The sequence below is a fragment of the Micromonospora haikouensis genome (genome assembly GCF_900091595.1).
GTDB classification, from domain to species: Bacteria; Actinomycetota; Actinomycetes; order Mycobacteriales; family Micromonosporaceae; genus Micromonospora; species Micromonospora haikouensis.
Window position 1 is genome coordinate 170,064 of record NZ_FMCW01000003.1, and the last position, 26,176, is coordinate 196,239.

At 72.9% G+C, this 26,176-nt stretch carries 21 protein-coding genes; 15 read left to right on the top strand and 6 right to left on the bottom strand.

The annotated features are described in order from the left end of the window. Positions 1–179: 179 nt before the first annotated feature. A complete protein-coding gene (locus GA0070558_RS04305; protein WP_091276263.1) occupies positions 180–1,034 on the top strand; it encodes a helix-turn-helix domain-containing protein in 855 nt (284 codons plus the stop codon). Positions 1,035–1,038: 4 nt separating this feature from the next. Then, positions 1,039–1,266 carry a DUF397 domain-containing protein gene (locus GA0070558_RS04310; RefSeq protein WP_091275965.1) on the top strand — a complete coding sequence of 76 codons (228 nt, stop codon included), beginning with the start codon at positions 1,039–1,041 and terminating at the stop codon, positions 1,264–1,266. A gap of 426 nt (positions 1,267–1,692) precedes the next feature. Here GA0070558_RS04310 and GA0070558_RS04315 read toward each other — a convergent pair whose 3' ends face one another. Further along, entirely contained in the window at positions 1,693–2,178 is a 486-nt protein-coding gene (locus GA0070558_RS04315) for a methylated-DNA--[protein]-cysteine S-methyltransferase (RefSeq protein WP_091275969.1), read from the bottom strand. 131 nt (positions 2,179–2,309) lie between these two features. On the opposite strand from GA0070558_RS04315, the gene GA0070558_RS04320 reads away from it, so the two are divergent. Continuing rightward, a complete protein-coding gene (locus GA0070558_RS04320; protein WP_091275974.1) occupies positions 2,310–2,831 on the top strand; it encodes a SigE family RNA polymerase sigma factor in 522 nt (173 codons plus the stop codon). Beyond that, on the top strand, positions 2,828–3,943 hold the full coding sequence (locus GA0070558_RS04325) for a TolB family protein (RefSeq protein WP_091275978.1): 1,116 nt from the start codon (positions 2,828–2,830) through the stop codon (positions 3,941–3,943). The genes GA0070558_RS04320 and GA0070558_RS04325 overlap by 4 nt, the downstream gene beginning before the upstream one ends. Before the next feature lie 29 nt (positions 3,944–3,972). On the opposite strand, the gene GA0070558_RS04330 is transcribed toward GA0070558_RS04325, so the two are convergent. Next, positions 3,973–4,740: a RhiA family protein gene (locus GA0070558_RS04330; RefSeq protein WP_176734100.1), complete on the bottom strand. Its 768-nt coding sequence runs from the start codon at positions 4,738–4,740 to the stop codon at positions 3,973–3,975. 357 nt (positions 4,741–5,097) lie between these two features. Between GA0070558_RS04330 and GA0070558_RS04335 the strand changes: the two genes are divergently transcribed. Then, entirely contained in the window at positions 5,098–5,643 is a 546-nt protein-coding gene (locus GA0070558_RS04335; protein ID WP_091276266.1) for an NfeD C-terminal domain-containing protein, read from the top strand. Positions 5,644–5,681: 38 nt separating this feature from the next. Beyond that, positions 5,682–7,190, top strand: a complete 1,509-nt coding sequence (locus GA0070558_RS04340) for a flotillin family protein (protein WP_091275981.1) — start codon at positions 5,682–5,684, stop codon at positions 7,188–7,190. 135 nt (positions 7,191–7,325) lie between these two features. Here GA0070558_RS04340 and GA0070558_RS04345 read toward each other — a convergent pair whose 3' ends face one another. After that, a complete protein-coding gene (locus GA0070558_RS04345; protein WP_141722161.1) occupies positions 7,326–9,407 on the bottom strand; it encodes a S8 family serine peptidase in 2,082 nt (693 codons plus the stop codon). Between the two features lie 239 nt (positions 9,408–9,646). Then, on the bottom strand, positions 9,647–11,107 hold the full coding sequence (locus GA0070558_RS04350) for a CCA tRNA nucleotidyltransferase (RefSeq protein WP_077935348.1): 1,461 nt from the start codon (positions 11,105–11,107) through the stop codon (positions 9,647–9,649). Positions 11,108–11,233: 126 nt separating this feature from the next. Here GA0070558_RS04350 and murJ point away from each other — a divergent pair, with 126 nt between their 5' ends. The 7 genes from murJ (at position 11,234) to GA0070558_RS04385 (ending at position 19,732) form a co-directional block, all read left to right on the top strand. Continuing rightward, complete coding sequence (murJ, locus tag GA0070558_RS04355) at positions 11,234–12,979, top strand: murein biosynthesis integral membrane protein MurJ (RefSeq protein WP_091275984.1); 1,746 nt, start codon at positions 11,234–11,236, stop codon at positions 12,977–12,979. Between the two features lie 470 nt (positions 12,980–13,449). Then, positions 13,450–15,051: a protein kinase family protein gene (locus tag GA0070558_RS04360; RefSeq protein ID WP_091275986.1), complete on the top strand. Its 1,602-nt coding sequence runs from the start codon at positions 13,450–13,452 to the stop codon at positions 15,049–15,051. 43 nt (positions 15,052–15,094) lie between these two features. Beyond that, on the top strand, positions 15,095–15,877 hold the full coding sequence (sigM, locus tag GA0070558_RS04365; RefSeq protein WP_043960985.1) for an RNA polymerase sigma factor SigM: 783 nt from the start codon (positions 15,095–15,097) through the stop codon (positions 15,875–15,877). Then, positions 15,874–16,845: an RsmA family anti-sigma factor gene (locus tag GA0070558_RS04370; RefSeq protein ID WP_091275989.1), complete on the top strand. Its 972-nt coding sequence runs from the start codon at positions 15,874–15,876 to the stop codon at positions 16,843–16,845. The genes sigM and GA0070558_RS04370 overlap by 4 nt, the downstream gene beginning before the upstream one ends. 212 nt (positions 16,846–17,057) lie before the next feature. Further along, positions 17,058–18,011: a thioredoxin-disulfide reductase gene (gene trxB / locus GA0070558_RS04375; RefSeq protein ID WP_091275992.1), complete on the top strand. Its 954-nt coding sequence runs from the start codon at positions 17,058–17,060 to the stop codon at positions 18,009–18,011. A gap of 77 nt (positions 18,012–18,088) precedes the next feature. Further along, the gene (trxA, locus tag GA0070558_RS04380) at positions 18,089–18,412 is read left to right on the top strand and encodes a thioredoxin (RefSeq protein ID WP_043960991.1); all 324 of its coding nucleotides are present in this window, start codon (positions 18,089–18,091) and stop codon (positions 18,410–18,412) included. A gap of 150 nt (positions 18,413–18,562) precedes the next feature. Continuing rightward, entirely contained in the window at positions 18,563–19,732 is a 1,170-nt protein-coding gene (locus tag GA0070558_RS04385) for an N-acetylmuramoyl-L-alanine amidase (RefSeq protein WP_091275996.1), read from the top strand. Positions 19,733–19,786: 54 nt separating this feature from the next. Here GA0070558_RS04385 and GA0070558_RS04390 read toward each other — a convergent pair whose 3' ends face one another. Next, positions 19,787–20,452: a GNAT family N-acetyltransferase gene (locus GA0070558_RS04390; protein WP_077935354.1), complete on the bottom strand. Its 666-nt coding sequence runs from the start codon at positions 20,450–20,452 to the stop codon at positions 19,787–19,789. 306 nt (positions 20,453–20,758) lie between these two features. Between GA0070558_RS04390 and GA0070558_RS04395 the strand changes: the two genes are divergently transcribed. Beyond that, entirely contained in the window at positions 20,759–22,075 is a 1,317-nt protein-coding gene (locus GA0070558_RS04395) for an aminotransferase-like domain-containing protein (RefSeq protein WP_077935355.1), read from the top strand. A gap of 7 nt (positions 22,076–22,082) precedes the next feature. Continuing rightward, a complete protein-coding gene (locus GA0070558_RS04400) occupies positions 22,083–23,081 on the top strand; it encodes a D-alanine--D-alanine ligase family protein (protein WP_077935356.1) in 999 nt (332 codons plus the stop codon). Positions 23,082–23,118: 37 nt separating this feature from the next. Here the strand turns inward: GA0070558_RS04400 and GA0070558_RS04405 are convergent, their stop codons facing one another. After that, a complete protein-coding gene (locus GA0070558_RS04405) occupies positions 23,119–23,823 on the bottom strand; it encodes a hypothetical protein (protein WP_091275999.1) in 705 nt (234 codons plus the stop codon). Positions 23,824–26,176: the final 2,353 nt, after the last annotated feature.

Genomic DNA, 26,176 nt, shown 5'->3' on the forward strand with positions numbered 1-26,176 from the left:
GCATGCCGCCAAGCCGACCCGCCCCGGTCCGTCCTACCTCGACCGCCGATCACCTTCGGTAACCACAGCCACACGCAGCATGCATGGCGAATCGCGACTACGCAAGATTGCGAATCAGCGTTTCTCGGGCCATGCTGTCCTGCATGGCGGCGAAGGCTCAGCGGGGCAGGGAGCGCGGGATGGTCGACGAGCAGGCGGCGACACTCCGGGCCCAGTGGATCGGCCAGCAACTCCGGGCGATGCGGGAGAGCGCCAGGCTGACGCTCAAGGACATGGGCGACTACATCAACCGCAACGCTTCCACCGTGAGCCGGATGGAGTCCGGGACGATCCCGCCCCGGGTGCCCGAGGTCCTCGCCTACCTCGACCTGTGCGGCGTCGACGACTCGCGACGGCGCGAGGACCTGAAGACCATGGCCCAGGATGCCTGGCAGAAGGGCTGGTGGGACGGGTTCAGCGCCAACCTCGCCGGGTCGCTGATCGACTGGATCTGGTTGGAGAGCCGCGCGACCGAGATCAGGTCATTCCAGGCTTCGGTCGTCCCCGGCCTGTTGCAGACCCGGGCCTACGCCGAGGCGCTGATCCGAGCCTGGGACGACTCCGCCGACGACGAGCAGATCGCCCGCTTCGTCGAGGTGCGGATGCAGCGCCAGCAGCGGCTGGAGGAGCCCGAGCCGGTCCGGCTCTCCACGGTGATCGACGAGGGCGCCCTCCGGCGGGTCGTCGGCGGCCCCAAGGTGATGCGCGCCCAACTGGCCCACCTGCGAAAGATGGCCGGCTGGCCGAACGTCGAGGTCATGATCCTGCCGGCCGGGGCGGGAGCCCATGCGTGCCCGGACGGCACCTTCGACGTCTTCCGGATGCGCCGCCCCTACCCGCCGGCCGGCTGCGTCTCCACCGCAGTGGGAGCCGTGGTGGTGGAAGGGGAGAAGGCCGAATCGCTGCACCAGCGCTACGATCGGTTGCGCCGGGCGGCGCTGCGAAACGGTGCCGCGCAGCGGATCCTCTTCGATCTGGAAGCGCGTCTGGAGTGAGCACATGGCGAGCATCGGCGGATCGACCAGCACCGGACTGCCGGTGACCTGGCGCGTCAGCACCCGCAGCGGCAACGGCGGCGGCAACTGCGTCGAGGCCGGGCCGGTGCTCGACGGCAGCGGCCGGTTCGCCGTCCGCGACAGCAAGGACCGCACCGGCCCGACGCTGCTTTTTCCCGCCGCCGACTGGGCGACCTTCCTCACCGACCTCCGCGCCGGACGATTCGCCTGAGCCCCTGGCGGCCCGCTCTCCCCGCACAAGATCGTGCTCGATCCGCGACTGAGCACGATCTTGCCTGCCTGGTACGCCCCACAGCTTCGGAGATCTTGGTACGTTTCGGCCCCCAGAGGGGCCGTTCTGCACCAAGATCTACCCGGTTTCGGCGTCAGAGTCGATGTCCGGACGGAAAGGATGCGCACCGAGGAACGCGAGGACCCCGCTCGCTCCCAGAAACACTGCCACTCCCTCACCCCGCCTTGCTTCTGCGCCGATCTTGCACTTTGGGCCCCACCATTGAGGCTTTCATCCCTTTTACCGGGGCCGAAACTGCAAGATCGACGCGGGTGGGGTGGGTGGGCGGGAGGTGCGGAGGTGCGGAGGGGTGGGGTGGGAGGGTAGGTGGGGTAGTGAGTGGTGGTCGGGACGCTTGGCCAGCCGTCAGGACCAGGCGCGGCGCAGGGCGACGCCGGCCTCCAGCTCCAGCAGCTTCACCTTGCGCGGCAGGCCGCCGCCGAACCCGACCAGCTTCGCCCCCGCGCCCACGATCCGGTGACAGGGGACGATCACGGGGATCGGGTTGCGGTTGCAGGCCACCCCGACCGCCCGCGCCGCACCCGGGTCGCCGCCGCCGACCAGCCGGGCCACCTCGCCGTAGGTCGACGTCTCGCCGTACGGGATGCGGGCCATCTCCCGCCACACCGCGCGCTCGAATTCGGAGCCCCGGCGCACCGCCACCGGCACGGTGAACCCGGTCAGCTCCCCCGCGAAGTACGCCCGCAGCTCGGCCACGGCCCGGCCGGACAGCTCGTCGCCGGGGACGTCGACGGCGGTCTCCACCCGCCCGAAGTGCGTGCCGCAGACGGCGTCGTCGTCGGTGGCCACGGAGAACTCGCCGATCGGGGAGTCGAGCACGGTCCAGCGCACGCCCCATTCTCCCCCGCCAGCGCGACACGCCCCGACCCCGCCCACCCCGCCCACCGGCTCCGGCCCGATCCGGCCGCCGGGTGAGGCAAACTTCCCGCCCCGGCCGGCGTCTTGACCATCGGAGGTGGACGGTGGCTGAGGTGACCGACGGGGAGTTCACCGCGTTCGTCAACGACCGCGGCGAGGCCCTGCTGCGTGTCGCGTACGCCCTCGCCGGCAGCCAGCACGGCGCGGAGGACCTGCTCCAGAACGCGCTGGCGAAGGCGTACACGCGCTGGCCGCAGATCCGGGGCGACGCCGAACCGTACGTGCGCCGGATCCTCTACCACGACCAGGTCTCCGGCTGGCGTCGGCGGGCCCGGCGGCCCGAGGTGCCGCTCGACGCGCTGCCCGAGGTGCCGGCCGAGCGGGACAGCGGCCACGACGCCGACCTGCGGATGCTGCTGCGGGACGCCCTGCTGACGCTGCCGCCCCGGCAGCGGGCCGTGCTGACCCTGCGGTACCTGGAGGACCTGAGCGTCGAGCAGACCGCCGCGCTGCTGGGCTGCCGGACGGGGACGGTGGCCAGTCAGGCGTCCCGGGCCCTGGCCAAGCTGCGCCGGCTCGTGCCGGCCTTCGCCGAGTACGCAGATCGCCCGGAGGTGTCCCGATGAGTTCCCCGGCCGAGGAGGCACTGCGGGCGGCCGTACGTGATCTCGCTCGCCAGGCGCGGCCGGCGCCGGACCTGGCGGCGGGTGCGATGCGGCGCGGCCGGCGGCTGCGGGCCCGTCGCCGGGCGGCGGTGGCAGCGGCCGCGGCACTGGTCGCCGTCGCTGCCGTGGCGCTTCCGTTCGTGCTGCTGAGGCCGGAGTCACCGGTCCGGCCGGCGGTGCCCGAGCCGACGGCTACGGTCACCCCGACCCCGGAGCTGCTGCCCACCCCGGGGCCGAGCTGGAGCGCCTCGCCGCTGGCCCTGCCCGGCGGCTGGGTGGTCACCGGCGCCGGCCGGGGCGGCTCCAGCCAGGGCGGCTCCGGCTGGGTGCTTGACCGCAGCCAGGGCCGCTACCGCCCTGTCCAGGGATACGACGGGGTGTGGCCCGCACCGGAGGGCACGCTCACCGCCCTGGCCGACGAGGACCGGCCCGGGGAGATCGGCCTGGCCGACGCGGCCCGGCGGCGGACGGACTGGTTCCGGACCGGAAAGTGGCTCATGCAGCCGCAGTGGTCGCCGGACGGCCGCCGCCTCCTGCTGACCATCCAGGGGGAGGGCGAGCCGATGCGCCTCGGCGTGCTCGACGCCGACGGCGGGGTCCGGACGTTCCCCGTCGACACGGACCGCTACTTCTGCACCGACTACTGCTTCTTCACCTGGGCCGGGGACGGCCGGGAGGTGGCGCTCCAGCAGACCGGCTCGGGCGGGCCGCAGTCGGAGTCCGCCCGGCATCCCCGGCGGGGCGTGCAGCTCTTCTCCGCCGAGGACGGCCGGCCCACCCGGTTCGTCGCCATGCCGGGCGACCCGGCCGGCCCGTGGGCCTGGTCGCCGAACGGGCGACTCGTGGTGGTGCAGGGCCAGCGCGAACCGCTGCTCGTCGAGACCGCCGACGGCCGGGTCGTCCGGTCCCTGCCGGCCGCCGACGCCGCCTTCGTCACCGACGACCGCCTGCTCTACCGACGCCCGTACGGCGACCGGGACTTCGTGCTCGCCGACCCGACCGGGCGGGAGCTGGTGCGGCAGCCGCTCCCGCCCGAGCTGGTCGACCGGATCGTCACCGTCGCCCCGAGCTGACGGGGCGGGCGGCCGGCGGACCGGCGACGTCAGTTCCCGTAGGAGATGGTCCACTCCTTGCCGTCGAAGACGGCCTTGGCGCTGGTCATGCCGTCGGGGTACACCACCTTGGCCGGTTGGGTGAGTTCGGAGACGTCCATCACCTCGCTGCTCGCGAAACTCCCGAAGGCGACCCAGTAGGTGGGTTTGGGGTCGAACTCGACCCCGGTGTTCGGCACCGTCGGCACCACGAACGTGCCGGCCCCCGACATGCCGATGCCCACGCTTCCCTGGTCGTCGTTCCCCGGCCCCGGGACGGTGTCGTCCTCCTTGATTATCAGGCTTCCATTCTTTCCGGACGAACTGGTCGGGCCGAGTTCGAAGCCGCCGTCCACATAGGAGAGGGTGACCAGATTGTTCTGGGTCAGGTCGGCCTCCAGGATCTGGCCTGCCACGAACTGCGTCCCGGGGACGAGCGTTCCGACCTGACCCCAGACGAAGTTGTAGTCGATGGTCCACTGATATTCGATCGTCGTCGACGGGTGGCACATCTTCGACATCCAGGCGAGCGTGACCGCATCACTCGGAAGCACGGGGTTCTCCTGGAAGAGGATGGCATTCATGCCATCCAGCGCAGAAGCGTTCGAAATCGTGATGCTGTAGCCGACTGCGTCCTTCTTCGGCCGACTGTCGTGGGACGGGGCCCCGCGCGAGGCGGCCCTCGCCTGGCCCGCGAGGCTTGTGCCGAGCAGGGCGGCGCCCAGGCCCGCGCCCAGCGCGGCAAACCCTCCCCGTCGGCTGATTCTGATCTCTCTCATCGCTCCTCCTCGCTCACGAAGAATGCCCCTGCCGACACCCCACAAAGAGGAGAGGTGGCGTCAAGGTTTCGAATCAGAAGGATCACCCTTGGTCAATTAATTCGAGGGCGTCAATATGCTAGGTGCAAACTCATTGCCAGGGCAAGGGCCTCCTCTGGCGCGACATGATCGACTCCCACTCGGCGGGAATTTGTAGCTTCCAAGCAGGATGGTTTACGCGGTATGCAGCGGAAGATGCTTTAGGTGTGATTGACCTCGGTGCCTTCGACCCGACGGATGCGGCAGCCGGTTCCGGCCGGACCGATTGGCCGGAACGCCCTCGTCGCCCCGGTCACGGGGCAACCCGCGCCACGCCGGATGACCTTGCACGGGGTGGCTACCGTGCAGGTCGTGGCCACCGGAACGCTCATCTTCCTGATCATCGGCGGGGCGGGCGTCGGCGTGCTGGCGCTGGCCCTGCTCGGCACCGAGCTGTTCCACTTCAGCCATCCCGGTGCCGACGGTCCGGTGTCCCTGGAGGCGGTCGCCGGGTTCGCCGGCGCGTTCGGCTTCGGCGCGGCGATCGTCAACGAGCTGCTCGGTGCGCGTACCCCCGGGATGGTCGCGGCGGCCGTGGCCGGCGGCGCGGTGGCGGCGGTGCCCACCGCGTGGGTCGCGGCCCGGATGAGCCGGGCGGCCCGCACCATGCGCACCGACCCCACGCCCACCCGCCACCACCTCGTCGGCGCGCTCGGCCTGGTCGTGACCCCGATCCCCGTGGACGGCTACGGCGAGGTCAGGGTCCGCGTCGCCGGTCAGCCGGTCAAGCTCAACGCCCGCGCCGACCGGCCGATCGGGATGGGCGAGCAGATCTTCGTGGTCGAGGCCCTGAGCGAGACCAGCGTGCACGTCGAGACCTACTGACCCCACCGTCCCCTCCCCTGTCGCAGAGCGGAAGTCGTATGCCCCTTCTCATCGCCATCGGCGGCGCGGTGCTCCTCGTCGTCGTCCTCATCATGTTCGTGCTGTCCCGGATCAAGGTCGCCGGGCCCAACGAGGCGTTCATCGTCACCGGCCGCAAGGGCCGGACCACGCAGACCGCCGACGGCGGCCGGTCCACCGACACGTCCGGCCAGAAGGTCGTCCTCGGCGCGTCGGTGTTCGTGCTGCCCGTGGTGCAGAAGCTCCAGTCGCTCGACCTGTCCAGCCGCCGCATCGACGTCGGCATCAAGGGCGCCGTGAGCAAGCAGGGCATCCGGGCCGAGCTGCACGGCGTCGCCATCGTCAAGGTCGGCGGCACCGAGGACGCGATCCGCGCCGCTGCGCAGCGCTTCCTGCACCAGCAGGACGAGATCGACAACTTCACCCGCGAGGTGCTGGCCGGCGCGCTGCGGTCGATCGTCGGCCGGCTCACCGTCGAGGAGGTCATCCGGGACCGGGCGGCGTTCGCCAGCGCGGTGGCCGAGGAGGCCGAGCACTCGATGACCAACCAGGGGCTGGTGCTGGACACCTTCCAGCTCCAGGACATCGTGGCCGAGGGCTCGTACCTCCAGGACCTCGGGCGGCCGGAGGCGGCCCGCGTGCTCAAGGACGCGGCGATCGCCGAGGCCCGGGCCCGGCAGCAGGCCGAGCAGGAGCGGCTGCTCGCCGAGGAGGCCATCGCCGAGGCGAACCGGAACCTGTCGCTCAAGCAGGCCGCCATCCAGGCGGAGATCGACGCGGCGAAGGCGAAGTCGGCGGCGGCCGGTCCGCTCGCCCAGGCCGAGCGGGACCAGGCGATCCTCTCGGAGCAGCAGAAGGTCGCCGAGCGCAACGCCGAGCTGAAGCAGCGCCAGCTCGACACCGAGGTGCGCAAGCCGGCCGACGCCGCCCGGTACAAGGTGGAGCAGGAGGCCGAGGCGGCCCGCAACGCGGCGGTGCTCAACGCCGACGCGCGGCGGCAGGCCACCATCGCCGCCGCCCAGGCCGAGGCCGAGCAGGCCCGGCTCACCGGTGAGGGCGAGCGGGCCCGCCGGGCCGCGCTGGCCGAGGCGAACGCCATCGAGGGCGCCAAGGAGGGCGAGGCCGAGCAGCGTCGGCGCTCCGCGATCGCCGAGGCCGTCGAGCGGGAGGGCCAGGCGGAGGCCGCGGCCATCCTCGCCAAGGGCCAGGCCGAGGCCGACGCGATGGCCCGCAAGGCCGAGGCGTTCGCCGCGTACGGGGAGGCCGCGGTGCTGGACCTGCTGGTCCGGGTGCTGCCGCAGGTGGTCGAGGCTGCCAGCGCGCCCATCGGCGCGATCGACAAGCTGACCGTCATCTCCACCGACGGGGCGTCGACGCTGACGAAGTCGGTGGCGAGCAACGTGGCGCAGGGCCTCCAGCTCGGCACCGACCTGACGGGCATCGACCTGGCCGGCCTGCTCGCCAAGCTGGGCGCGGCGCGCAACGGCACCGAGGCGGCCACGGTGGACGGCACCGCCGTCGACCGCTGACCCTGATCAGCAACACGAAGCCGGCCGGGCCCGTCGTGGCCCGGCCGGCTTCGTGTGTACGGGGAAAGGCCGGCGCCCGCCGGACCACCCCGGGTGTGGGGCGGTGCCGACGGGCGCCGATGTGGTGCGGGTCGGTCAGGCGAGGCCGATGGTGAACTGCTCCCAGGCGCCGACCGAGGTGCTCTTGGCGATCAGCGGCTTGCTGCCGCCGCTGTCCGCCTTGACGATCTTGCCGTTCGCGTTCGCGTACAGGTGGACGGTGCCGTCCGGGTGGTGCCAGCCGACGTAGAACGCCTCCCAGTCGCTGATCGAACCGGCCTTCGCCAGCAGCGGCTGGGAGCCGCCGCTCTGCGCCGTCACGTACTTGTTGTTGACCAGGGCGCGGAAGGCGATCCAGCCGTAGCCGAGGTCGACCAGTTCGTACTTCTCCCAGGAGCCGACCGAGGTGCTGCGGGCCAGCAGCGGCTTGCTGCCGCCGCCGTCGGCCGCCACGAACTTGCCGTTGGCCTTGGCCTTCACGCTGACGATCGGGTTGGGTGCCTCGAGGTCGAACTTCTCCCAGGCGCCGATGCTGGCGCTCTTGGCGAGCAGCGGCTTGCTGCCCGCGCCGTCGGCGGCCACGTACTTGCCGTTGGCCTTCGCCTTGAGGCTGACGCTGCCGTCGGTGTTGTGGACGAGCTGGAACAGCTCCCAGGTGCTGACCGAGGTGCTCTTGGCGATCAGCGGCTTGCTGCCGCCGCCGTCGGCCGCGACGAACTTGCCGTTGGCCTTCGACTTGAGGGTGACCATGCCGCTGCCGGCGGGGTCGGGCCTGATGTCGAACTTCTCCCAACCGCCGAGCTGCCAGCTGCGGGCGATCAGCGGCTTGGCGCCGCCGCTCTCGGCCACGACGAGGGAGTCGTTGACCCGGGCCCGCAGGCCGACGTTGTCGCGGCTCACCGGGGTCGCGCCGACGTGCGCGAGCCGGTCGATGCTGCCCGCCGGGCCGAGCACCGCGCCGGAGACGCCGTTGGTGACGACGGCGTTGCGCACCTGCTGCGGCGTCCAGTTCGGGTTCTGGGCGAGCAGCTGGGCGGCGATGCCGGCCACGTGCGGCGCGGCCATCGACGTCCCGTTGATGGTCTCCGTCGCGGTGGTGCCGCCGATCCACGCCGAGGTGATGCCGACGCCGGGGGCGAACGTGTCCAGGCAGGTCCCGTAGTTGGAGAAGCCGGCCATCATGTCGACCCGGTCGGTGGCGCCGACGGTGATGGCGGCCGGCGCGCGGGCCGGCGAGTACGCGCAGGCGTCGTCGGCCTCGTTGCCGGCGGCGACGACGTAAGTGATGCCCTGGCCGATGGAGGTGGCGATCGCGTCGTCCAGCACCGGGTCCACGTCGCCGCCGAGGCTCATGTTCGCCACCGCGGGCTGCTGGGCGTTGTTGGTCACCCAGTCGATCCCGGCGACGACCCCCTCGGTCGAGCCGTAGCCCTCGCAGTCGAGCACGCGGACCGCGACCAGGTCGACGTCCTTGGCGACGCCGTAGGTCGTGCCGCCCACGGTGCCCGCCACGTGCGTGCCGTGGCCGTTGCAGTCGGCGGCGTCGCCGCCGTCGACCGCGTCGAACCCGGAGCTGGCCCGGCCGCCGAAGTCCTGGTGGTTGATGTTGATGCCGCTGTCGATGATGTACGCGGTGACGCCGCTCGACGACGGGTACGTGTAGGACTTGGTCAGCGCCGGGGTGGTCTGGTCGATGCGGTCCAGGCCCCACGAGGGCGGGTTGGTCTGGGTGCCGCTCGCCGAGACCTTGCGCACCGGCTCGACGTACGCGACGTCCGGGTCGGCCGCCAGCCGCTTCGCCTCGGCGGGGGTGAGCTGCGCGGAGTAGCCGCGCAGGGCCCCGGTGAAGACCTTCCGCACCTTGCCGCCGTTGGCCTTGGTGAGCGCCTTGACGGTGCTGCGGGTGGTGCTCGCGGCGGCCTTGCCGTTCTTCAGCTTGACGATGTAGCGGCCCGGCACGACGCCCTTGGTCAGGCCGTCACGCGCCTGCGACCGCTTCGGCGCGGTCAGGTTCGGCCGCACCGGGTTGCCGGCGGCGTCCAGGCTGGACGCCTCGACGCCGGCCGGCTCCGGGCTGGCCTGGGGGGTCGGTTCGGCCATCGCCGCGCCGCCGGTGGTGGCGAGGGCGATGGAGGTCGCGGAGGCGAGGGCGAGCCCGGCCACCGCAGAGCGGCGCATTACGCCACGACGTGTCAAAGAGATCTCCCCGTTGCAGCATCGGCCATCCACCTCGGACGGCCGAGAACAATGAATCAGGCCTCACACTGAAATGGACAGGAGGCCACGATGATGTTGCATCATCATGGACGCTGGTCGAAGGGAATTACCTCAGCCGATCGGTCGATACGCTACCGTCGCGTCGTCAGTTTCCCGACAGGCCGCGCCGGTGGAGCCACAGCATCCGGTGAACCCGGCGATCAGCCGCCGACGCCCTCTTCGCGGGCCCAGCGCAGCAGCTCCGCCTCGGCCTCGTCGCGGTCCAGCGGGCCGCGCTCCAGGCGCAGCTCCTTGAGGTGCTTCCAGGCCCGACCCACGATCGGCCCGGGCGGCACGCCGAGCAGCTCCATGATGGCGTTGCCGTCGAGGTCGGGGCGGACCCGGGCGAGGTCCTCCTCGGCGGCGATCCGGGCGATCCGCTCCTCCAGGGCGTCGTAGTCGGCCGCGAGGGCCGCCGCCTTGCGCCGGTTGCGGGTGGTGCAGTCCGAACGGGTCAGCTTGTGCAGGCGGGCCAGCAGGTCACCGGCGTCGGTGACGTAGCGGCGGACCGCCGAGTCGGTCCACTCGCCCCGGCCGTACCCGTAGAAGCGCAGGTGCAGGCCGACCAGCTTGACCACCTGGGCGGTGACGTCCTTCGGGTATCGCATGGCCTTCATCCGGGCCTTGGTGAGCCGGGCGCCGACCACCTCGTGGTGGTGGAAGCTGACCCGGCTGTCCGGCCCGACGGCCTTGGTGGCCGGCTTGCCGACGTCGTGCATCAGCGCGGCCATCCGCAGGACGAAGTCGCACCCGTCGGTCTCGTACGACACGGCGTTGGCGACCACGGTGAGCGTGTGCTCGTAGACGTCCTTGTGCTGGGCGTGCTCGTCGATCTCCAGCTTCAGCCCGGTCAGCTCGGGCAGGAAGCGGTCGGCCAGGCCGGTGTCGACCAGCAGCCGCAGGCCGGTGATCGGGTCCGCGCCGCAGAGCAGCTTGGTGAACTCGTCGCGGATCCGCTCGGCGGTGATCCGGTCGAGGTCGGCGGCCATGCTGGTCATCGCGGCCCGCACGTCGGGGTGCACCGCGAAGCGGAGCTGGGCGGCGAACCGGGCGGCCCGCAGCATCCGCAGCGGGTCGTCGCCGAAGGACTCGGCGGGGGTGCCGGGGGTGCGGATCACCCGGGCGGCGAGGTCGTCGAGGCCGCCGTGCGGGTCGGTGAACCGGTGCGCGGGCAGGCTCACCGCCATCGCGTTGATGGTGAAGTCGCGACGCCTGAGGTCCTCGGTGAGGCTGGTGCCGTACTCCACGACGGGGTTGCGGCTGACCTGGTCGTACGCCTCGGCGCGGAACGTGGTGATCTCCAGCCGCAGCCCGTCGCGTTGGCAGCCGATGGTGCCGAACTCCCGCCCGGTCTCCCAGATCGACTCGGCCCAGCCCTTGACGATCCGCAGGGTCTGGTCGGGGTGGGCGTCGGTGCAGAAGTCGAGGTCGTCGCCGAGGCGGCCGAGCAGGGCGTCGCGCACCGAACCGCCCACCAGGTGCAGTTCGTGGCCGGCGTCGGCGAAGCGGCGGCCCAGCTCGTCGGCGACCGGCGAGACGCGGAGCAGTTCGGCGACGGCGTTGCGCTGCGCGGCGGTGAGTTCGCGGCGGTCGGCGGCGTGGGGTGCGGAGGCTTCGGACATGGGATCGCCAGCCTATCGGTCGGGTCGGGGGCCTGATCCGCCGGGCGCGGGTAACCAGCAGGTGTTGACTATGGTCATGGTGTGCGGGCCGGTGCCCGGCTCCGACGTACCCCTGGGAGGCTGGAGATGAGCGGCGGTCTCTACCGCAGCGCGAACGCCGCGCAGGGCGGCGGCCGGCCCCCCGGCGACGACGCCACCTTCATCTCGGCGGAGCCGCTGAACCAGCCCGCGATCGAGTCGACCGCGCCGCCCCAGGAGCAGGTCGCCGAGGCCAGCGCCGCGACGAACAGCGCGGTGATGGCGATCGGCAGCCTGGTCAGCCGGGGCACGGGCTTCCTGCGCACGCTGGCGCTGACCGCCGCGCTGGGCGGGGCGCTGGTCGGCGACGCGTACACGACGGCGCAGATCCTGCCGGGGATGGTCTACGAGTTCCTGCTGGGCGGCATCCTCACCAGCGTCCTGATCCCGGTGCTGGTGCGCCGTCGCAAGGCCGACGCGGACCGGGGGCAGGCGTACACGCAGCGGTTGCTGACGCTCGCGGTGCTCACCCTGGCCGCCGCGGCGCTGCTGGCCGTCCTGGGCGCGGGGCTGCTGACCTCGCTGTACGCGAGCGACAAGTCCAGCGGCGAGTACCAGTCGCTGGTCACCGACCTGTCGTACCTGATGCTGCCGATGATCTTCTTCACCGGCCTCAGCGCGCTGATCAGCGCGGTGCTCAACACCCGGGGGCACTTCGCCGCCCCGATGTGGGCGCCCATCCTGAACAACCTCGTGGTGATCGGCACCGTCGGCCTCTACATCGCCATCTTCGGCGCGGAGATCGTCGACCCGGAGCAGATGACCACCGGGCGGATCCTGCTGATCGGCGGCGGCACCCTGCTCGGGGTGGCGATCCAGGCGGCCGGGCTGCTGCCGGCCCTGCGCAAGGTGGGGTTCCGCTGGCGGCTGCGGTTCGACTTCCGGGCGCTGGGCCTGGGCGAGCTGGGCCGGCTCGGCGCGTGGATGTTCTGCTACGTGGCGGTCAGCCAGATCGGCCTGATCGTCCTGTTCAACCTGCTCAACCGCGCCGGCCGGGAGAACGCCGCCGGCCCGCTGATCTACAACAACGTCTTCCTGCTGCTGATGATGGCGCACGGCATCATCGCCGTGTCGATCATCACGGCGCTGATGCCCCGGATGAGCGCCGCCGCCGCCGACGGCCGATACTCCGACCTCGCCGCCGACCTGTCCCGGGGCACCCGGACGGTCACGGCGGTGCTCGCCCCCATCGCGGTCTGCTACGCGGTGCTCGCCGGCCCGCTGTCGGTGACGCTGTTCCGCTACGGCGCGTTCAGCGACGAGAACGCCACCGCCACCTCGCTGGTGCTGCTGGTCGCGGCGCTGGCCCTGGTCCCGTTCGCGGTCAGCCAGTTGTTCACGTTCGCCTTCTACGCGCTCCCGGACACCCGCACCCCGGCCCTGATCAACATTCCGGTGGTGGCGCTGCGGATCGGCGTGCAGATCGCGCTGTTCGCCGCCTTCTCCGCCACCTTCGCGGCGGCGGGGATGATGATCGGCAACGCGGTCTCCTACCTGGCCGCCGCAGTGTTCTCCGCGCTGCTGCTGCGGCCCCGGGTCGGCCGGATCGGGCTGGGCGGGATCCTGCGTACCCTCGGCAAGGTCCTGGTGGCCGCGCTCGGTGCCGCGCTGGCCGGCCTGCTGGTGGTGAACCTGCTGCCGGGCGGCGACACGCTGAGTTGGCCGCAGGCCGTGTTCCGGCTGGTCGTCGGCGGCGCGGTCATCGCGGGGACGTACCTCGGGCTCGCCATGGTGCTGCGGATCGGCGAGATCACCGAGGTGGTCGGGATGGTCCGCCGCCGCCTCGGCCGCTGACCGGGCCCGCTGGCCGCGTCGGGCCGGCTGGTCGCTTCGGGCCCTCCGCCCGGCAGACACGGAGCGTGATCGAGGATCACCAGGCTGGGGACAGCCCTGTGGATAACTCAGCGATTCGCCGCTCAGCAGCCATAAAGCCCTGTGGACAACCAGCCGTAAGGCTGAGCATGGCGGGCCGTTCGGCGGGGAATCCGTCGCCGTCGCCCGGACGCCACACCGGCGCGGCCCCTGCAACGACTACTTGCCGTCAACCTCTAGATTGGCTAGTACATGTGCCAGCAACGCGGCCGACAACGGTCGTAACCGGACAGGCGCGGCCACTCCCGGCACCTCAGCCGGGTACGCCGGGAAGATGACATGTCGGGGAGGCCGGCAACCCGGGTAAGGTCGCTCTCGACGGGTACGGCTGACCCCGGCGCTCCGCGTCGAGACCGTCGGTCGGTTCCTCAACAGGCAGAGCGGGAAGCCAGATGCCCAGCAGCGCGGGTCCATCGATCGACACGATCACCGAGGGAGGACGGGTGACCCAGGTCGGCGAGGGTCAGCAGGCGGAGGAGAGCGCTCCGCCGATCATGACCTTCGGTGCTCCCACGGCCGGTGAGATCCTCGCCGAGCGGTACGAGCTGGTCGAGCACATCAACAACGACAGCGCGGGCCGGCTGGTCTGGCGCGGGGTCGACGTGGTGCTGCGCCGCCCGGTCGCGGTCGTGCTGCGTTACCCGGGCGGCGACTCGGCCACCGAGATGCTCCAGGCGGCCGTCGCGGCCAGCCGGGTGATCCACCCCAACCTGGTCGGCGTGTACGACGCGATCGACGAGGCCGAGCGGGCGTACGTGGTCCGCGAGTGGGTGGACGGCCGGTCCCTGCGGGAGATGGTCGCCGACGGCCCCCTCGACCCGGGCCGGACGACCGCGATCGGCAACGCCGTGGCCAGCGCGCTGGCGGCCGTGCACGCCACCGGCATGGTGCACGGCAACGTGCACCCGGGCACCGTCATGATCAGCGACGAGGGCCGCGTGGTCCTGGCCGACGCCCGCACCGACGGCGCCGACAGCCAGGAGAACGACGTCCGCGCGATCGGCGGCATCCTCTACTTCGCCCTGACCGGGCACTGGCCGCACGCCGAGGCCCCGCTGCACGGCGCCACCGCCGGGCACGGCCGGGCCGCGATCCCCGACGCCGTGCGCGACGCCAGCGGCGCGATCGCCGCGCCCCGCCAGGTCCGGGCCGGCGTGCCGGCCTACCTCGACGACCTCACCATGGACCTGCTCGACGCCGGCATCGCCCCGCCGCCGTCGGACGTGCTCTCGGCCGAGCTGGCCCGGCTGGACATCCCGGTGGAGGACGACGGCTACCTGGAGCCCGCCGGCCCGCTGCGGTTCGCCGCCGACAACGGCGAGGAGCCGTCGCCGCTGGCCTCGGTCGCCGGGCGGAAGGTCGCCGTCGGCATCGCCGGCCTGCTGGCGGTCGCCCTCGTCGGCCTGCTCATCGGCATCAGCATCCTCGGCAACGACGACGAGACGCCGGAGACCGAGCCGGTGGCCCGGCCGTCCAGCAGCGCTCCGGCGACCGAGGCGACCCCCGCCGCCGTGCGCAAGCTGTCGGTGACCGAGGTCCGCATCGTCGACCCGGACAGCAAGCTCCGCGACGAGCTGGGCGGGGCCGAGAAGGTGATCGACGGCGACGCGGACAAGGGCTGGGACACCGACACCTACACCCGGTCGAACTTCGGCAACACCAAGAGCGGCATGGGCGTCTGGATCGACCTCGGCGAGGAGCGCACCGTCAAGTCGGTGCAGGTGAGCCTCTCCGCCACCGGGGCCTCCGCCCAGCTGTTCGCGGGCACCACCGACCCGCCGCCCACGTCGTCGGGCGACAAGGAGCTGTTCGCCAGCTACAAGAAGAACCCGATCGGGCAGCCCTTCGAGCAGCACGACGGCACCACGATGACCTTCAACGGCTTCGACGCCGACGCGAAATACCGCTACCTGCTGTTCTGGATCACCGAGCTGCCCCCGAACGACCGGGGCTACCAGGTCGGCGTCCAGGAGATCACGGTCCAGGGGTCGTGAACCGGGGCCCGGCGACGGGGCACCGCAGCGATCGGGCGCGGTGATGGACGCTCACGGCGAGCGCGCGAGCGACGTCGACCTGCTGCGCGCCCACGTCGCCGGTGACCGGGACGCCTTCACCGAGCTGTTCCACCGGCACCGGGACCGGCTCTGGGCGGTCGCCCTGCGGACCCTCGGCGACCGCGAGGAGGCCGCCGACGCCCTCCAGGACGCGCTGCTGTCCGCCCACCGGGCGGCGGCCCGGTTCCGGGGCGACTCGGCGGTGACCACCTGGCTGCACCGGATCGTGGTGAACGCCTGCCTCGACCGGATCCGCCGCCGGCAGGCGCACCCGACCGTCCCGCTGCCCGACGGCACGCACGGCGTCGACGGCGGCCCGTCGACCGGCGGGTTGGAGCCCGCCGCCCCCGTCCAGGACCACGACACCGCCCTGGTGGTCCGGCAGGCGCTCGCCGAGCTGCCCGTCGAGCAGCGGGCGGCGCTGATCCTCGTCGACGTGCAGGGCTACCCGGTGGCCGAGGTGGCCCGCATCCTCGACGTCGCCGAGGGGACGGTCAAGAGCCGCTGCGCCCGGGGTCGGGCCCGGCTCGCCGTCGCCCTCGGGCACCTGCGTACGGGCGCACTGCCCGACGGCCCGGCCGGCGACGCCGCAGGGGCGGGCCGACAGCCCGGCCCCGCCGTGCGGCTGGCCTCGCCGCGCGCCGGTGCCGACGGCTCCCACGGCCCGGACGTGCCCGCCGTCACCCAGGGGAACCCCCGGCCCGCCGACGGCGTCCGATCAGGGTCGGGACGCTCCCGGCGCGTCGCCAACCAGGAGGACTCGTGACTGCCGGGGGGTTCAGGGAGGTCGACCTCGACCTGCTCGCCGACTACCTCGGCGGCGCGTTGGACGGCACCCCCGACGAGGCGGTCGTGGCGCGGCTCGTCGCGGAGGACCCGGCCTGGGCCGAGGCCCACGACGCGCTGGCAGCGGCCCTGGCTCCGGTCGGCGACGCCCTCGCGGCCTGGGCCGGGCCCGCACCGCAGATGCCGCCGGTGGTCGCCGACCGGATCACCGCCGCGCTGGCTGGTGCCGGCCCCGGCACGCCCGCCGGTGTCACCGACCAGCCCGACCGGGCGGGCCTCGCCGACCCGCCCCGGGTCGGCCGGGTGCCCGCCCAGCCCACCGGCGGTACGCGCCGGCCCGCCGGCGGTCCCGGCCCGGCGACCGGCCGCCCCGGGGGCCGTGGGCGGCGCTGGGCGCGGCTCGCCGGGCCGGTGGCCCTGGCCGCGGCCTCGGTCGTCGCCGTCGGGTTCGGGCTCAACCAGGTGGTCGGCGGCAGCGACCAGAGTGGCGGCACGGCCGACCGGGCGATCAGCGCGCAGGCGGAGTCGGGCGGCGGCGCGTTCACCATCGCCGGCGCGCCGCGGCGCTCGGGCACCGACTGGACGCCGGAGACCCTGGCCGCCGGCGATCGGCCGTCCCCCGGTGCCAGCGAGCCGCCGAGGTCGTTCGGGTCGGGGCCGGACGCGCCGGCCGCAGGCGACGACGGCGAACGGCTGCCGGCCGTCGGGGACCTGGGCCGGCTCACCGGCACCGCTGCCCTGGCCAACTGCCTCGCGGCCGTCAGCGCCGAGCACGGGGCCGCTCCGCTCACCGTCGACCTCGTCGACTACGCGCGCTTCCGGGGCGCGCCGGCGCTGGTCGTACGCTTCGTCGACCCGTCCGGGGAGCGCTGGGCGTGGGTGAGCGGCCCCGAGTGCGGGGTGCCCGGGTCCGGTGCCGACACCCGCTACCGGACGCGGGTAGGGTGAGGCCGCGGCCGGCTCGGCGGGCCTCCACCGGCCGCGCCTGATTCACATCTGCCGTTCTTCCACGTGACGTGACCCACCGGATGACCGGCTCGGGAATCCCCACTTCGTACGATGACGTTCTGCAAGTCAGTAGTCGGCGTCCGCGCGGCGTCGACGCTCCGACCGGCATCGGTGCGCGTGCCGATGGCGACCACACACATCGGGAGACGGCAGTGGACGAGGTCCGCAACCTGATCATCATCGGCTCCGGGCCGGCCGGTTACACGGCGGCGGTCTACGCCGCGCGCGCCAACCTCAAGCCCCTGATCATCGAGGGCGTGCAGTCCGGCGGTGCGCTGATGACGACCACCGAGGTGGAAAACTTCCCCGGTTTCGCCGACGGCATCCTCGGCCCCGAGCTGATGGACAACATGCGCAAGCAGGCCGAGCGGTTCGGTGCCGAGTTCCTCACCGACGACGTGACCCGGGTCGAGCTGACCGAGACCGGCAGCGTCGGCTCCGACGCGGTGAGCACCGTGTGGGTCGGCGAGACGGCATACCGGGCGAGGGCCGTCATCCTCTCCACCGGCTCCGCCTGGCGCCCGCTGGGCGTGCCGGGCGAGCAGGAATACCTGGGCCACGGCGTGTCGTCCTGTGCCACGTGTGACGGCTTCTTCTTCCGCAACCAGCACATCGTGGTCGTCGGCGGCGGCGACTCGGCGATGGAGGAGGCCAGCTTCCTCACCCGGTTCGCCGAGTCGGTCACCATCATCCACCGGCGCGACTCGTTCCGGGCCAGCAAGATCATGGCCGAGCGGGCGCTGGGCAACGAGAAGATCAAGGTCGAGTGGAACAGCGTGGTCGAGGAGGTCCTCGGCGACGACGGCAAGGTCACCGGCGTCCGCGTCCGCAACGTGCACACCGGGGAGGCCAAGGTCCTCGACGTCACCGGCGTCTTCGTGGCGATCGGCCACGACCCGCGCAGCGAGCTCTTCCGGGGCCAGGTGGAGCTGGACGACGAGGGGTACGTCAAGGTGCAGGCCCCCAGCACCCGCACCAGCGTCCCGGGCGTGTTCGCCGCCGGTGACGTGGTCGACCACACCTACCGGCAGGCCATCACCGCGGCCGGCACCGGCTGCGCCGCCGCCCTCGACGCCGAGCGCTTCATCGCCACGCTCGAAGGCTGAGCGCCGCACCCCGGGCTTCCCGGGTGGCGCACCGAACGACTGAAGGAACACATCGCAACCCCCGTAGGAGGGTCATAGTGGGAGCGACAAAGGCGGTCACCGACGCGAGTTTCGCCGTCGACGTGCTGAAGTCCGACAAGCCGGTGCTCGTCGACTTCTGGGCGGAGTGGTGCGGCCCGTGCCGCAAGGTCTCGCCGCTGCTCGAGGAGATCGCCGGCGAGATGGGCGACCAGGTCAGCATCGTCAAGCTCAACATCGACGAGAACCCGGAGACCGCGCGCGCGTACCGGGTGATGTCCGTGCCGACCCTGACCGTGTTCAAGAACGGCGAGCCGGTCCAGTCGATCGCCGGCGCCAAGCCGAAGGGCGAGCTGGTCAAGCTGATCCAGTCCGCGCTCTGACAGCCGCTACGCGAAGCCCCGTACCCCGTTGGGTGCGGGGTTTCGCGTTTCGCGGGCCGTGACCTGCGCGGACACCGCCACCCCGGGCGGCCGGACCGCATAGCCTCAACCCGGGAGCCGCCGGCCGGCGACCCTGCGAAGGGGGCGAGCGTGCGTCCGATCCGACCCGGTGACCGTGGACCGGCGGTGCGCGAGATCCGCGCCGTCCTGACCGGTCTCGACCTGCTCGCGGCCGGGCCCTCGGCCGGCGACGAGTTCGACGCCGACACCGAACGCGCCGTGCGGGCGTTCCAGCAGTCCCGGGGGCTCAGCGTCGACGGGCGGGTCGGCGCGGAGACCTGGCGCGCCCTGGACGCCGCCCGCTGGCGGCTCGGCGCGCGCACCCTCTACCACGCGGTGCCGGAGCCGCTGACCGGCGAGGACGTCCGGTCGCTCCAGGAACGCCTGCTGGAGATAGGGTACGACGTGGGACGCGCCGACGCCGTCTACGGCGTACGCACCTCGCGGGCGGTGGCCCAGTTCCAGCGCGAGATGGGGCTCAAGCCGGACGGCTCCTGCGGCCCGCAGACCATGGGGACGCTGCGCAGGCTGGGGCGGAAGGTGGTGGGCGGCCGGCCGCAGTGGCTGCGCGAGTCCGACGCGATCCGGCAGGCCGGCCCGACCCTCGTCGGCCGGACCGTGGTCATCGACCCGGGGCACGGCGGCACCGACCCCGGGGTGGTGGTGCCGGACGGCCCGTTGCGCTGGACCGAGGCCGACCTGGTGCACGACCTGGCCAGCCGGCTGGAGGGGCGGCTCGCGGCAGCGGGCGTGCGGGTGCAGCTCACCAGGGGCCCGACGCCGCAGAGCTGCCTGCCGGACGCCGAGCGGGCGCAGTTGGCCAACTCCCTCGGTGCCGACGTGTTCATCTCGCTGCACACCGACGGGCACGCCAACCCGGAGGCGGAGGGGGTGGCCACCTATCACTACGGCACCGGCAACGGAGTCACCTCCGCGACGGGCGAGCGGCTGGCCGGGCTGGTGCAGCGGGAGATCGTGGCCCGCACCGGCCTGCGGGACTGCCGTACCCACGCCAAGACGTGGGAGCTGCTGCGGCTGACCCGGATGCCGGCGGTGCGGGTGGAGGTGGGCTATCTGACGTCGCCCACCGACCGGGGGCGGCTGGTCGACCCCCGGTTCCGGGACCGGCTGGTCGAGGCGATCGTCGCCGCCGTCCAGCGCATGTACTTCCCGATCGAACGGGACGTGCCCACCGGCTCGATCGACGTCAGCGCGCTGCGCGCGGCGGTCGCGGCAGGTCGCCGGGTGGGCGCGAACTGAGCCGCCCGCCCCGGGACGGCCGGTGGCGCGTGTGCGAGGCCGAACGCCGGCCGGTCAGCCGCCGGTGGAGCGGGTCGCCGGGGCGGGCCGGACCGGCCGGAGCAGGGTCTCGGGGCTCATCGACCCGAGCAGCTTCTCCAGGGCGTACTCGACGTCGGACTTCCAGCTCAGCGCGGTGCGCAGCTCCAGCCGCAGCCGGGGAAAGCGGGGATGCGGGCGGACCGTCTTGAAGCCCACCGACAGGAAGAAGTCGGCGGGGGCCACGCACCCGCCCGCCGGGTCGCCCTCGTCGCCGAACTTCGCGTCCCCGAACGCCTCGATCGCCTTGATGCCCCGCTTCGTGAGGTCCCGGGCGACGCCCTGCACCAGCATCCGGCCGAGCCCCCCACCGGCGAAGGGCGCGACCACGTGCGCGGTCATCAGCAGCGCCGCGTCGGCGGAGACGGGGGAGGTGGGGAACGCCATCGACCGGGGCACGTAGGCCGGTGGGGCGAACATGACGAACCCGGCGGGCATGCCGTCGACGTACGCGAGCTTGCCGCAGGAGCCCCACTCCAGCAGTGTCTGCGAGACCCAGGCCTCCTTCTCCAGCCCCGGGTCGCCGGCGGCACACGCCCGGTCGGCCGAAACCGGATCAAGCTCCCAGTGGACGCACTGCCGGCACGGCCGGGGCAGGTCCTCCAGGGTGTCGAGGGTCAAACTGACCAGACGTCGCGACATCGGCGCATCCCCACCTTAGGCTCGGAGGCGAGAACGACGCCGCCGCCTTCGGTGCCTCCGACGAGCGATCGTACGCCGCCGGACGGCGGTACGGGAGGGGACGCGCGAAACACCCCGCAGCGCCCATTCGGGCCTGCCGTTACGCCGCAGGGCCGGTCCGAGATGTGGACGGCCGGCAAATCGATCGGCCGGTCCGAGCGGGAAAGGACTACCATCGGTGGTCTGCGTCCCGTGCCGCCATGGTCTGCGGTGTCCCGGGTACCCCCGGGGGGCGGGAGCCGCCCGACACGCGATCGAGGTGATGTCATGACCGGCACGACGCTCGACGACTACACCGACCGCTACGCCCGGCGCGTCCGGGGCATGACCGCCTCGGAGATCCGCGCCCTGTTCGCGGTGGCCAGCCGGCCCGAGGTGGTCTCCCTCGCCGGCGGCGCGCCCTACATCGCCGCCCTGCCGCTGGACGCGGTGGGCGAGATGCTCGGCCGGCTCGGCTCCGAGCACGGCGTCACCACCCTGCAGTACGGCATCGGGCAGGGCACCCTGGAGCTGCGCGAGCGGATCTGCGAGGTGATGGCGCTCTCCGGCATCGACGCGTCCTGCGGGGCCTCCCCGGAGGACGTGGTGGTGACCGTCGGCGGGCAGCAGGCGCTCGACCTGGTGGCCCGCCTCTTCCTGGACCCGGGTGACGTGGTGCTCGCCGAGGGGCCGACCTACGTCGGCGCGCTCGGGGTGTTCCAGGCCGCCCAGGCCCAGGTCGTGCACGTGCCGATGGACGACGACGGGCTGATCCCGGAGGCGTTGGAGACGGCGGTCGCCGAGCTGGCCCGGGCCGGGCGGCGGGTGAAGTTCCTGTACACCATCCCGACGTACCAGAACCCGATGGGCGTGACGCTCAGCGAGGAACGGCGCGAACGGGTCCTCGACATCTGCGAGCGCGCGGGCCTGCTGGTGATCGAGGACGACCCGTACGGGCAGCTCGGTTTCGAGGGTGACGCCCCGCGGCCGCTGCGGGCCCGGCGGCGCGACGGCGTCTTCTACCTCAGCACCTTCTCCAAGACCTTCGCCCCGGGGCTGCGGGTGGGCTGGATCCTGGCCCCGCACGCGGTCCGCGACAAGCTGGTCATCGCCAGCGAGGCGAACATCCTCTGCCCCAGCGGGTACGCCCAGGCCGCCGTCTCGACCTACCTGGGGACGATGCCGTGGCGCGAGCAGCTCAAGGTCTACCGGGAGGTCTACCGGGAGCGCCGCGACGCCCTGCTGGCCGCGCTGGAGGACCTGATGCCGGCCGGCACCACCTGGACCAGGCCCACCGGCGGCCTCTTCGTCTGGGCGAGCCTGCCCGACGGCCTGGACTCCAAGGCGATGATGCCGCGCGCGATCGCGGCCAGGGTGGCCTACGTGCCGGGCACCGGCTTCTACGCCGACGGCACCGGCACCGGCAACATGCGGCTGAACTTCTCCTTCCCCACGCCGGAGCGGATCCGGGAGGGGGTGCGCCGGCTGGCCGGCGTGATGGAGCAGGACATCGCCATGCGCCGGGTCTTCGGCGGCACCGTCGGTCGTCCCGGTTCGCGGCGGGGGCAGGCCGGCGCGGACACCCCGGGACCCGACTTGGCATGATTCCGGCATGGCTGCGATCCCTGCCGAGCGAATCACCGTGACCGACCCCAACAGCACCACCGAGCTGCACGTGCTGGTGCTCGCCGGTGGCCTCTCCTACGAGCGGGACGTCTCGCTCCGTTCCGGCCGCCGGGTGCTGGACGCGCTCCGCGCCGTCGGGGTGGAGGCGGAGCTGCGGGACGCCGACGTGGCCCTGCTCCCGGCGCTGGTCGCCGACCCGCCGGACGCCGTGGTGATCGCGTTGCACGGCGCGACCGGCGAGGACGGTTCGCTGCGTGGCGTGCTCGACCTTTGCGACGTCCCGTACGTCGGCTGCGACGCCCGGGCGTCCCGCGTCGCCTGGGACAAGCCGTCGGCGAAGGCGGTGCTCCGCGAGGCCGGCCTGCCCACCCCCGACTGGGTGGCCCTGCCGCACGACCGCTTCTCGGAGCTGGGGGCGGTGGCGGTGCTGGACCGGATCGTCGACCGGCTCGGGCTGCCGCTGATGGTGAAGCCGGCGCAGGGCGGTTCCGGCCTGGGCGCCGCCGTGGTCCGGGACGCCGCGTCGCTGCCGGCCGCGATGGTCGGTTGCTTCGCGTACCACTCGACGGCGCTGGTCGAGCGGTACGTCTCGGGCATGGACGTCGCGGTGTCGGTGGTCGACCTCGGGGAGGGCCCGCAGGCGCTGCCCGCCGTGGAGATCGTGCCCCGCAACGGCGTGTACGACTACGCCGCCCGGTACACCGCCGGCCGGACCACCTGGCACACCCCCGCGCGACTCGACCCGGAGGTCGCCGACACGGTGGCCCGCGTCGCCGTGGCGGCCCACACGGCGCTGGGACTGCGCGACCTGTCCCGGGTCGACCTGATCGTGGACGCCGACGGCCAGCCGCACGTGCTGGAGGTCAACGTCTCGCCGGGCATGACGGAGACGTCGCTGCTGCCGCTCGCCGTCCAGGCCGCCGGGCTGGACTTCGGCCGGTTGATCGGCTCCCTGGTGACCCGGGCCGCCGCCCGGCGCGGCTGACCGGCTCCTCTCCGACACGGCCGGCCACCCGCCCCCGCTACCGGGCGTCGTCGGTCGGCCCGTCCGCCGGCTCCGGGATCTCCTCGGCGGCCTCGATCACGCCGACGCCGTCGTCCTCGCCCACGGCGTCGGAGGACGACTGGGTGCCGATGCTCGACGGCGCCTGCCACTGGATGCGGGGCGGCTCGGCCAGCGGCCGGCCACCGAACTCGGCCAGCCAGGCGGCCACCATGGCCAGGTTCTCCCGCCACTGCTGCTCGGAGATCGGCGGGAGGATGGAGTCCCACAGCGACAGGAACGTGCCCCGCAACTGGAGCCGCCCGTACGGCCGGGCGAGGAACCACAGGTGCAGGTGGGCCGACCCGTCGCCCCACCGGTTCACGTGGACGCGGGCGACGCCGTCGAGGGACCGGATGGCCTTCTCCAGCCGTACCGTCATCACGCCCAGCTCGGCGGCGAGAAGATTGGGCAGGTCGCCCAGGTCGAGGTGGGAGCGGGACTCCAGGATCAGCACCATCGGCAGCCCGGTGGGCCGGTCCATGGCGCGGACACGCCACCGCTCGCCAACCCAGATGTACGCGTCGTCGGGCGCGGCGCAGGCCGTGCACTCCCGGTTCCCCTCGCCCTTGCGCGGGGGTTCCACCGGGACGGGGTCCTCAAGGTGCTTGACCCGGAGGTCGCCCTCGAAGGGGAAGGAAGGCCATGAGGTGAAGTCGGGGACTGCGGGAGGGGTGTCGTGCACGACGCTGACCCTAACCGAGCAAGCGGGCCCTGTCCCTACCTGATTCGTCCAGCGTCGAGGGCGGCCGGGCCCCTCGGACCGGGCCCGCGCGGTCGCCGGACGGGGCGAGTTCCGCACCCCCGCGCAGTGCCGTCCCGCGCGGTCCACGAGCGTTGTCCACACGTTATCCACAGGCCGTCGAGACCGTCGCCACGGCCCGTCGTCCACAGGCTGACAACGCGTTTCACGCGGGGTTTCACGTGAAACAGGGTGGGGCTGTGGAAAACCGCTGTGGATAACTCCGCGCTTCTCGGCGAGGGTTGTGCACAGCCTTCTGTCTCCCTCGTTCCTAACGAGCCGGCGGCCTGCGGGTCGCTGCCTGAGCGCCCGGAGATGGGCCCGATCTGCCGCCGACTTCAGGGCCTGAGCGACGCCTGCTCCTGGTGCCGCGAGGGTGGGGCGGGCCGTCCGAGGGGCGCACTCCCGCATCGCCCGACGTCCACCGATGGGGCCCCGGCGTCCCGCGCCCTGGCTCTCCGGGTTCCCGAGGCGCCCCACCCTCTCCGATGACGGGGAACTGACCATCGGCGAAGGGCTCTACACCTCCCATCGAGCCGACGCCGGCCGCGCCCCTCCCGTCATCTCGGCGCGGGCGCGCACAGCGCAGCCGCGTGGTGCCGTCGGTGTGCCCGCTGCCGTCCGGGGCGGCGAAGCGGCGGTAGCCCGTCGGGCAGGTGCGGTCGTCATGACCGCCGAAGACGGGCTCCCCTGAGCACCCAGCCGAACGGCTACGGGGGCGACGTGCTGGTGCCGACCTTGGTGCTGGGCCGTCGCGGCTGCTGCTGCACCCGTCGGGGCAAGCGACGCCGTCGGGGCAGTGGCGACCGCCGAGCGCCTCGGGGCCGGTCAAGGAGCGCCGAGCGCCTCGGGGCCCCGTTCGAGGACCGCCGACCTGGCCCCGAGGCTCAAGGATCGCCGAGGACGGGCGAGCGGAGAGATCGCCGTTGGCGCGCGGCGAACAACCCGTCGCTTCGCGATCGCACAGGGAAGAGCGGACCAGCCCGCTGAGGAGGCCGTACAGGTCCGAACCGACAAGCGGGGTGCAGTGGGGTCGGATCGCACGCCTGCGATGGCATGAGGGCCAGCTGATGCTCTGCCGCCGTTCATGGGCGACAGCTTGGCCCGCCCCGGTCTCTCAGGTCGCGCTTGTGAGGGGGCCGCGTCCCCGACAAGGGCTACGGGTTCAGGGCCGGGGTGCCGGAGCCCGGCCGTACTTGCGCCGACCAGAGGGAGCGCCGGATCCGCCTCGCGCCGCGCACGTCCGGGGCTCGCCATTCCCGGCCGAGGGGCACCGATCGGACGGCCCCGAGCGTGCCCCCGAGCGTCCTGCGTCTTCCGCGCCCCGGCCTCCCGATCCCGGCTTCCACGTCCCTTCGTGTCCGATGGCTCCTGAAGCCATGCGCTCCGGCCGGTGGCTGATGCTGCTGGTGCCGGCCCCGGGACGCAGCCCTGGGTCGGCGTGCTGCGCGTCGGCACCGGTGGTGCCGAGGGTATCCCGGCCTCCGGTTCCACGTGAAACAGGGCGGCGGCTCGCCTCCGCGCGGGGCCGGGATGGGCCGTTCGCTCGCCGCCCCCGGCGGGGAGGCAGCCGGAGGGGATCACCGAGCGCAGCTACTCGGGCATCGGCCATCACGAGCCACAGACCGCGAGCGAGTTGGAGCGGCTCATCGTCACCAACTCGCCGCCACCGCTCCTGTTGCCGGGCCTGCGGCTGCCGAAGGTCTCGCGGCACGGCACCACCTCTTGGCACGGAGGACCGTTTCACGTGGAACCAGTGGGCGGGACACTCGCGGCATCGGGCGGGCCAGGCGGTGAGTTACGCGGATTCGGCCGGCGGGACCCGAAACTCGACGTCCGGCTCGGACGCTGTCCGCGGCGGCTTTGTGGGGGCGAGAGCCGGAGCAGGAGCATGGTGCTGAGTGGCTTCCGTGCGGACGTCCTCGTTTCACGTGGAACCCGTCCACAGGCTGGTCGCCGAGGACCGACGCAGGCCGGGTCGACATGGCGGCCTCCTCCGTCCGGCGGCCTTCCTTCCTCCGGCACCCGTCGCCATGTCGGCGACATCGCGGTATCCGGGGCCTCGGGATACCCCCATGTCGCCGACATGGCGACCAACGACGCCAGGTCGGCGGGGACCGCCACCGGGTGCCCGGCCAGGGAGAGGCTCAAGTCGGCGGAGGCGTAGGCCCTGCCGGCCAAGCACAGCCCATTCGAGGCGCACGGCCGGCGCGGGCGGCGAGCCCGCGAGCCAACGGCGCCGATCCCGCAAGCCGACAGCGGCAAGCCCGCGAGCCAACGGCGCCGATCCCGCAAG

What these genes read in the sequence shown, in the direction of transcription:
- GA0070558_RS04305 (WP_091276263.1), top strand. Translation starts at nt 180, where the DNA reads ATGGTCGACGAGCAGGCGGCGACACTCCGGGCCCAGTGGATCGGCCAG.
- GA0070558_RS04310 (WP_091275965.1), top strand. Translation starts at nt 1,039, where the DNA reads ATGGCGAGCATCGGCGGATCGACCAGCACCGGACTGCCGGTGACCTGG.
- GA0070558_RS04325 (WP_091275978.1), top strand. Translation starts at nt 2,828, where the DNA reads ATGAGTTCCCCGGCCGAGGAGGCACTGCGGGCGGCCGTACGTGATCTC.
- GA0070558_RS04330 (WP_176734100.1), bottom strand. Translation starts at nt 4,740, where the DNA reads ATGAGAGAGATCAGAATCAGCCGACGGGGAGGGTTTGCCGCGCTGGGC.
- GA0070558_RS04335 (WP_091276266.1), top strand. Translation starts at nt 5,098, where the DNA reads ATGACCTTGCACGGGGTGGCTACCGTGCAGGTCGTGGCCACCGGAACG.
- GA0070558_RS04340 (WP_091275981.1), top strand. Translation starts at nt 5,682, where the DNA reads ATGCCCCTTCTCATCGCCATCGGCGGCGCGGTGCTCCTCGTCGTCGTC.
- GA0070558_RS04345 (WP_141722161.1), bottom strand. Translation starts at nt 9,407, where the DNA reads ATGCGCCGCTCTGCGGTGGCCGGGCTCGCCCTCGCCTCCGCGACCTCC.
- GA0070558_RS04350 (WP_077935348.1), bottom strand. Translation starts at nt 11,107, where the DNA reads ATGTCCGAAGCCTCCGCACCCCACGCCGCCGACCGCCGCGAACTCACC.
- murJ (WP_091275984.1), top strand. Translation starts at nt 11,234, where the DNA reads ATGAGCGGCGGTCTCTACCGCAGCGCGAACGCCGCGCAGGGCGGCGGC.
- GA0070558_RS04360 (WP_091275986.1), top strand. Translation starts at nt 13,450, where the DNA reads ATGCCCAGCAGCGCGGGTCCATCGATCGACACGATCACCGAGGGAGGA.
- sigM (WP_043960985.1), top strand. Translation starts at nt 15,095, where the DNA reads ATGGACGCTCACGGCGAGCGCGCGAGCGACGTCGACCTGCTGCGCGCC.
- GA0070558_RS04390 (WP_077935354.1), bottom strand. Translation starts at nt 20,452, where the DNA reads ATGTCGCGACGTCTGGTCAGTTTGACCCTCGACACCCTGGAGGACCTG.
- GA0070558_RS04395 (WP_077935355.1), top strand. Translation starts at nt 20,759, where the DNA reads ATGACCGGCACGACGCTCGACGACTACACCGACCGCTACGCCCGGCGC.
- GA0070558_RS04400 (WP_077935356.1), top strand. Translation starts at nt 22,083, where the DNA reads ATGGCTGCGATCCCTGCCGAGCGAATCACCGTGACCGACCCCAACAGC.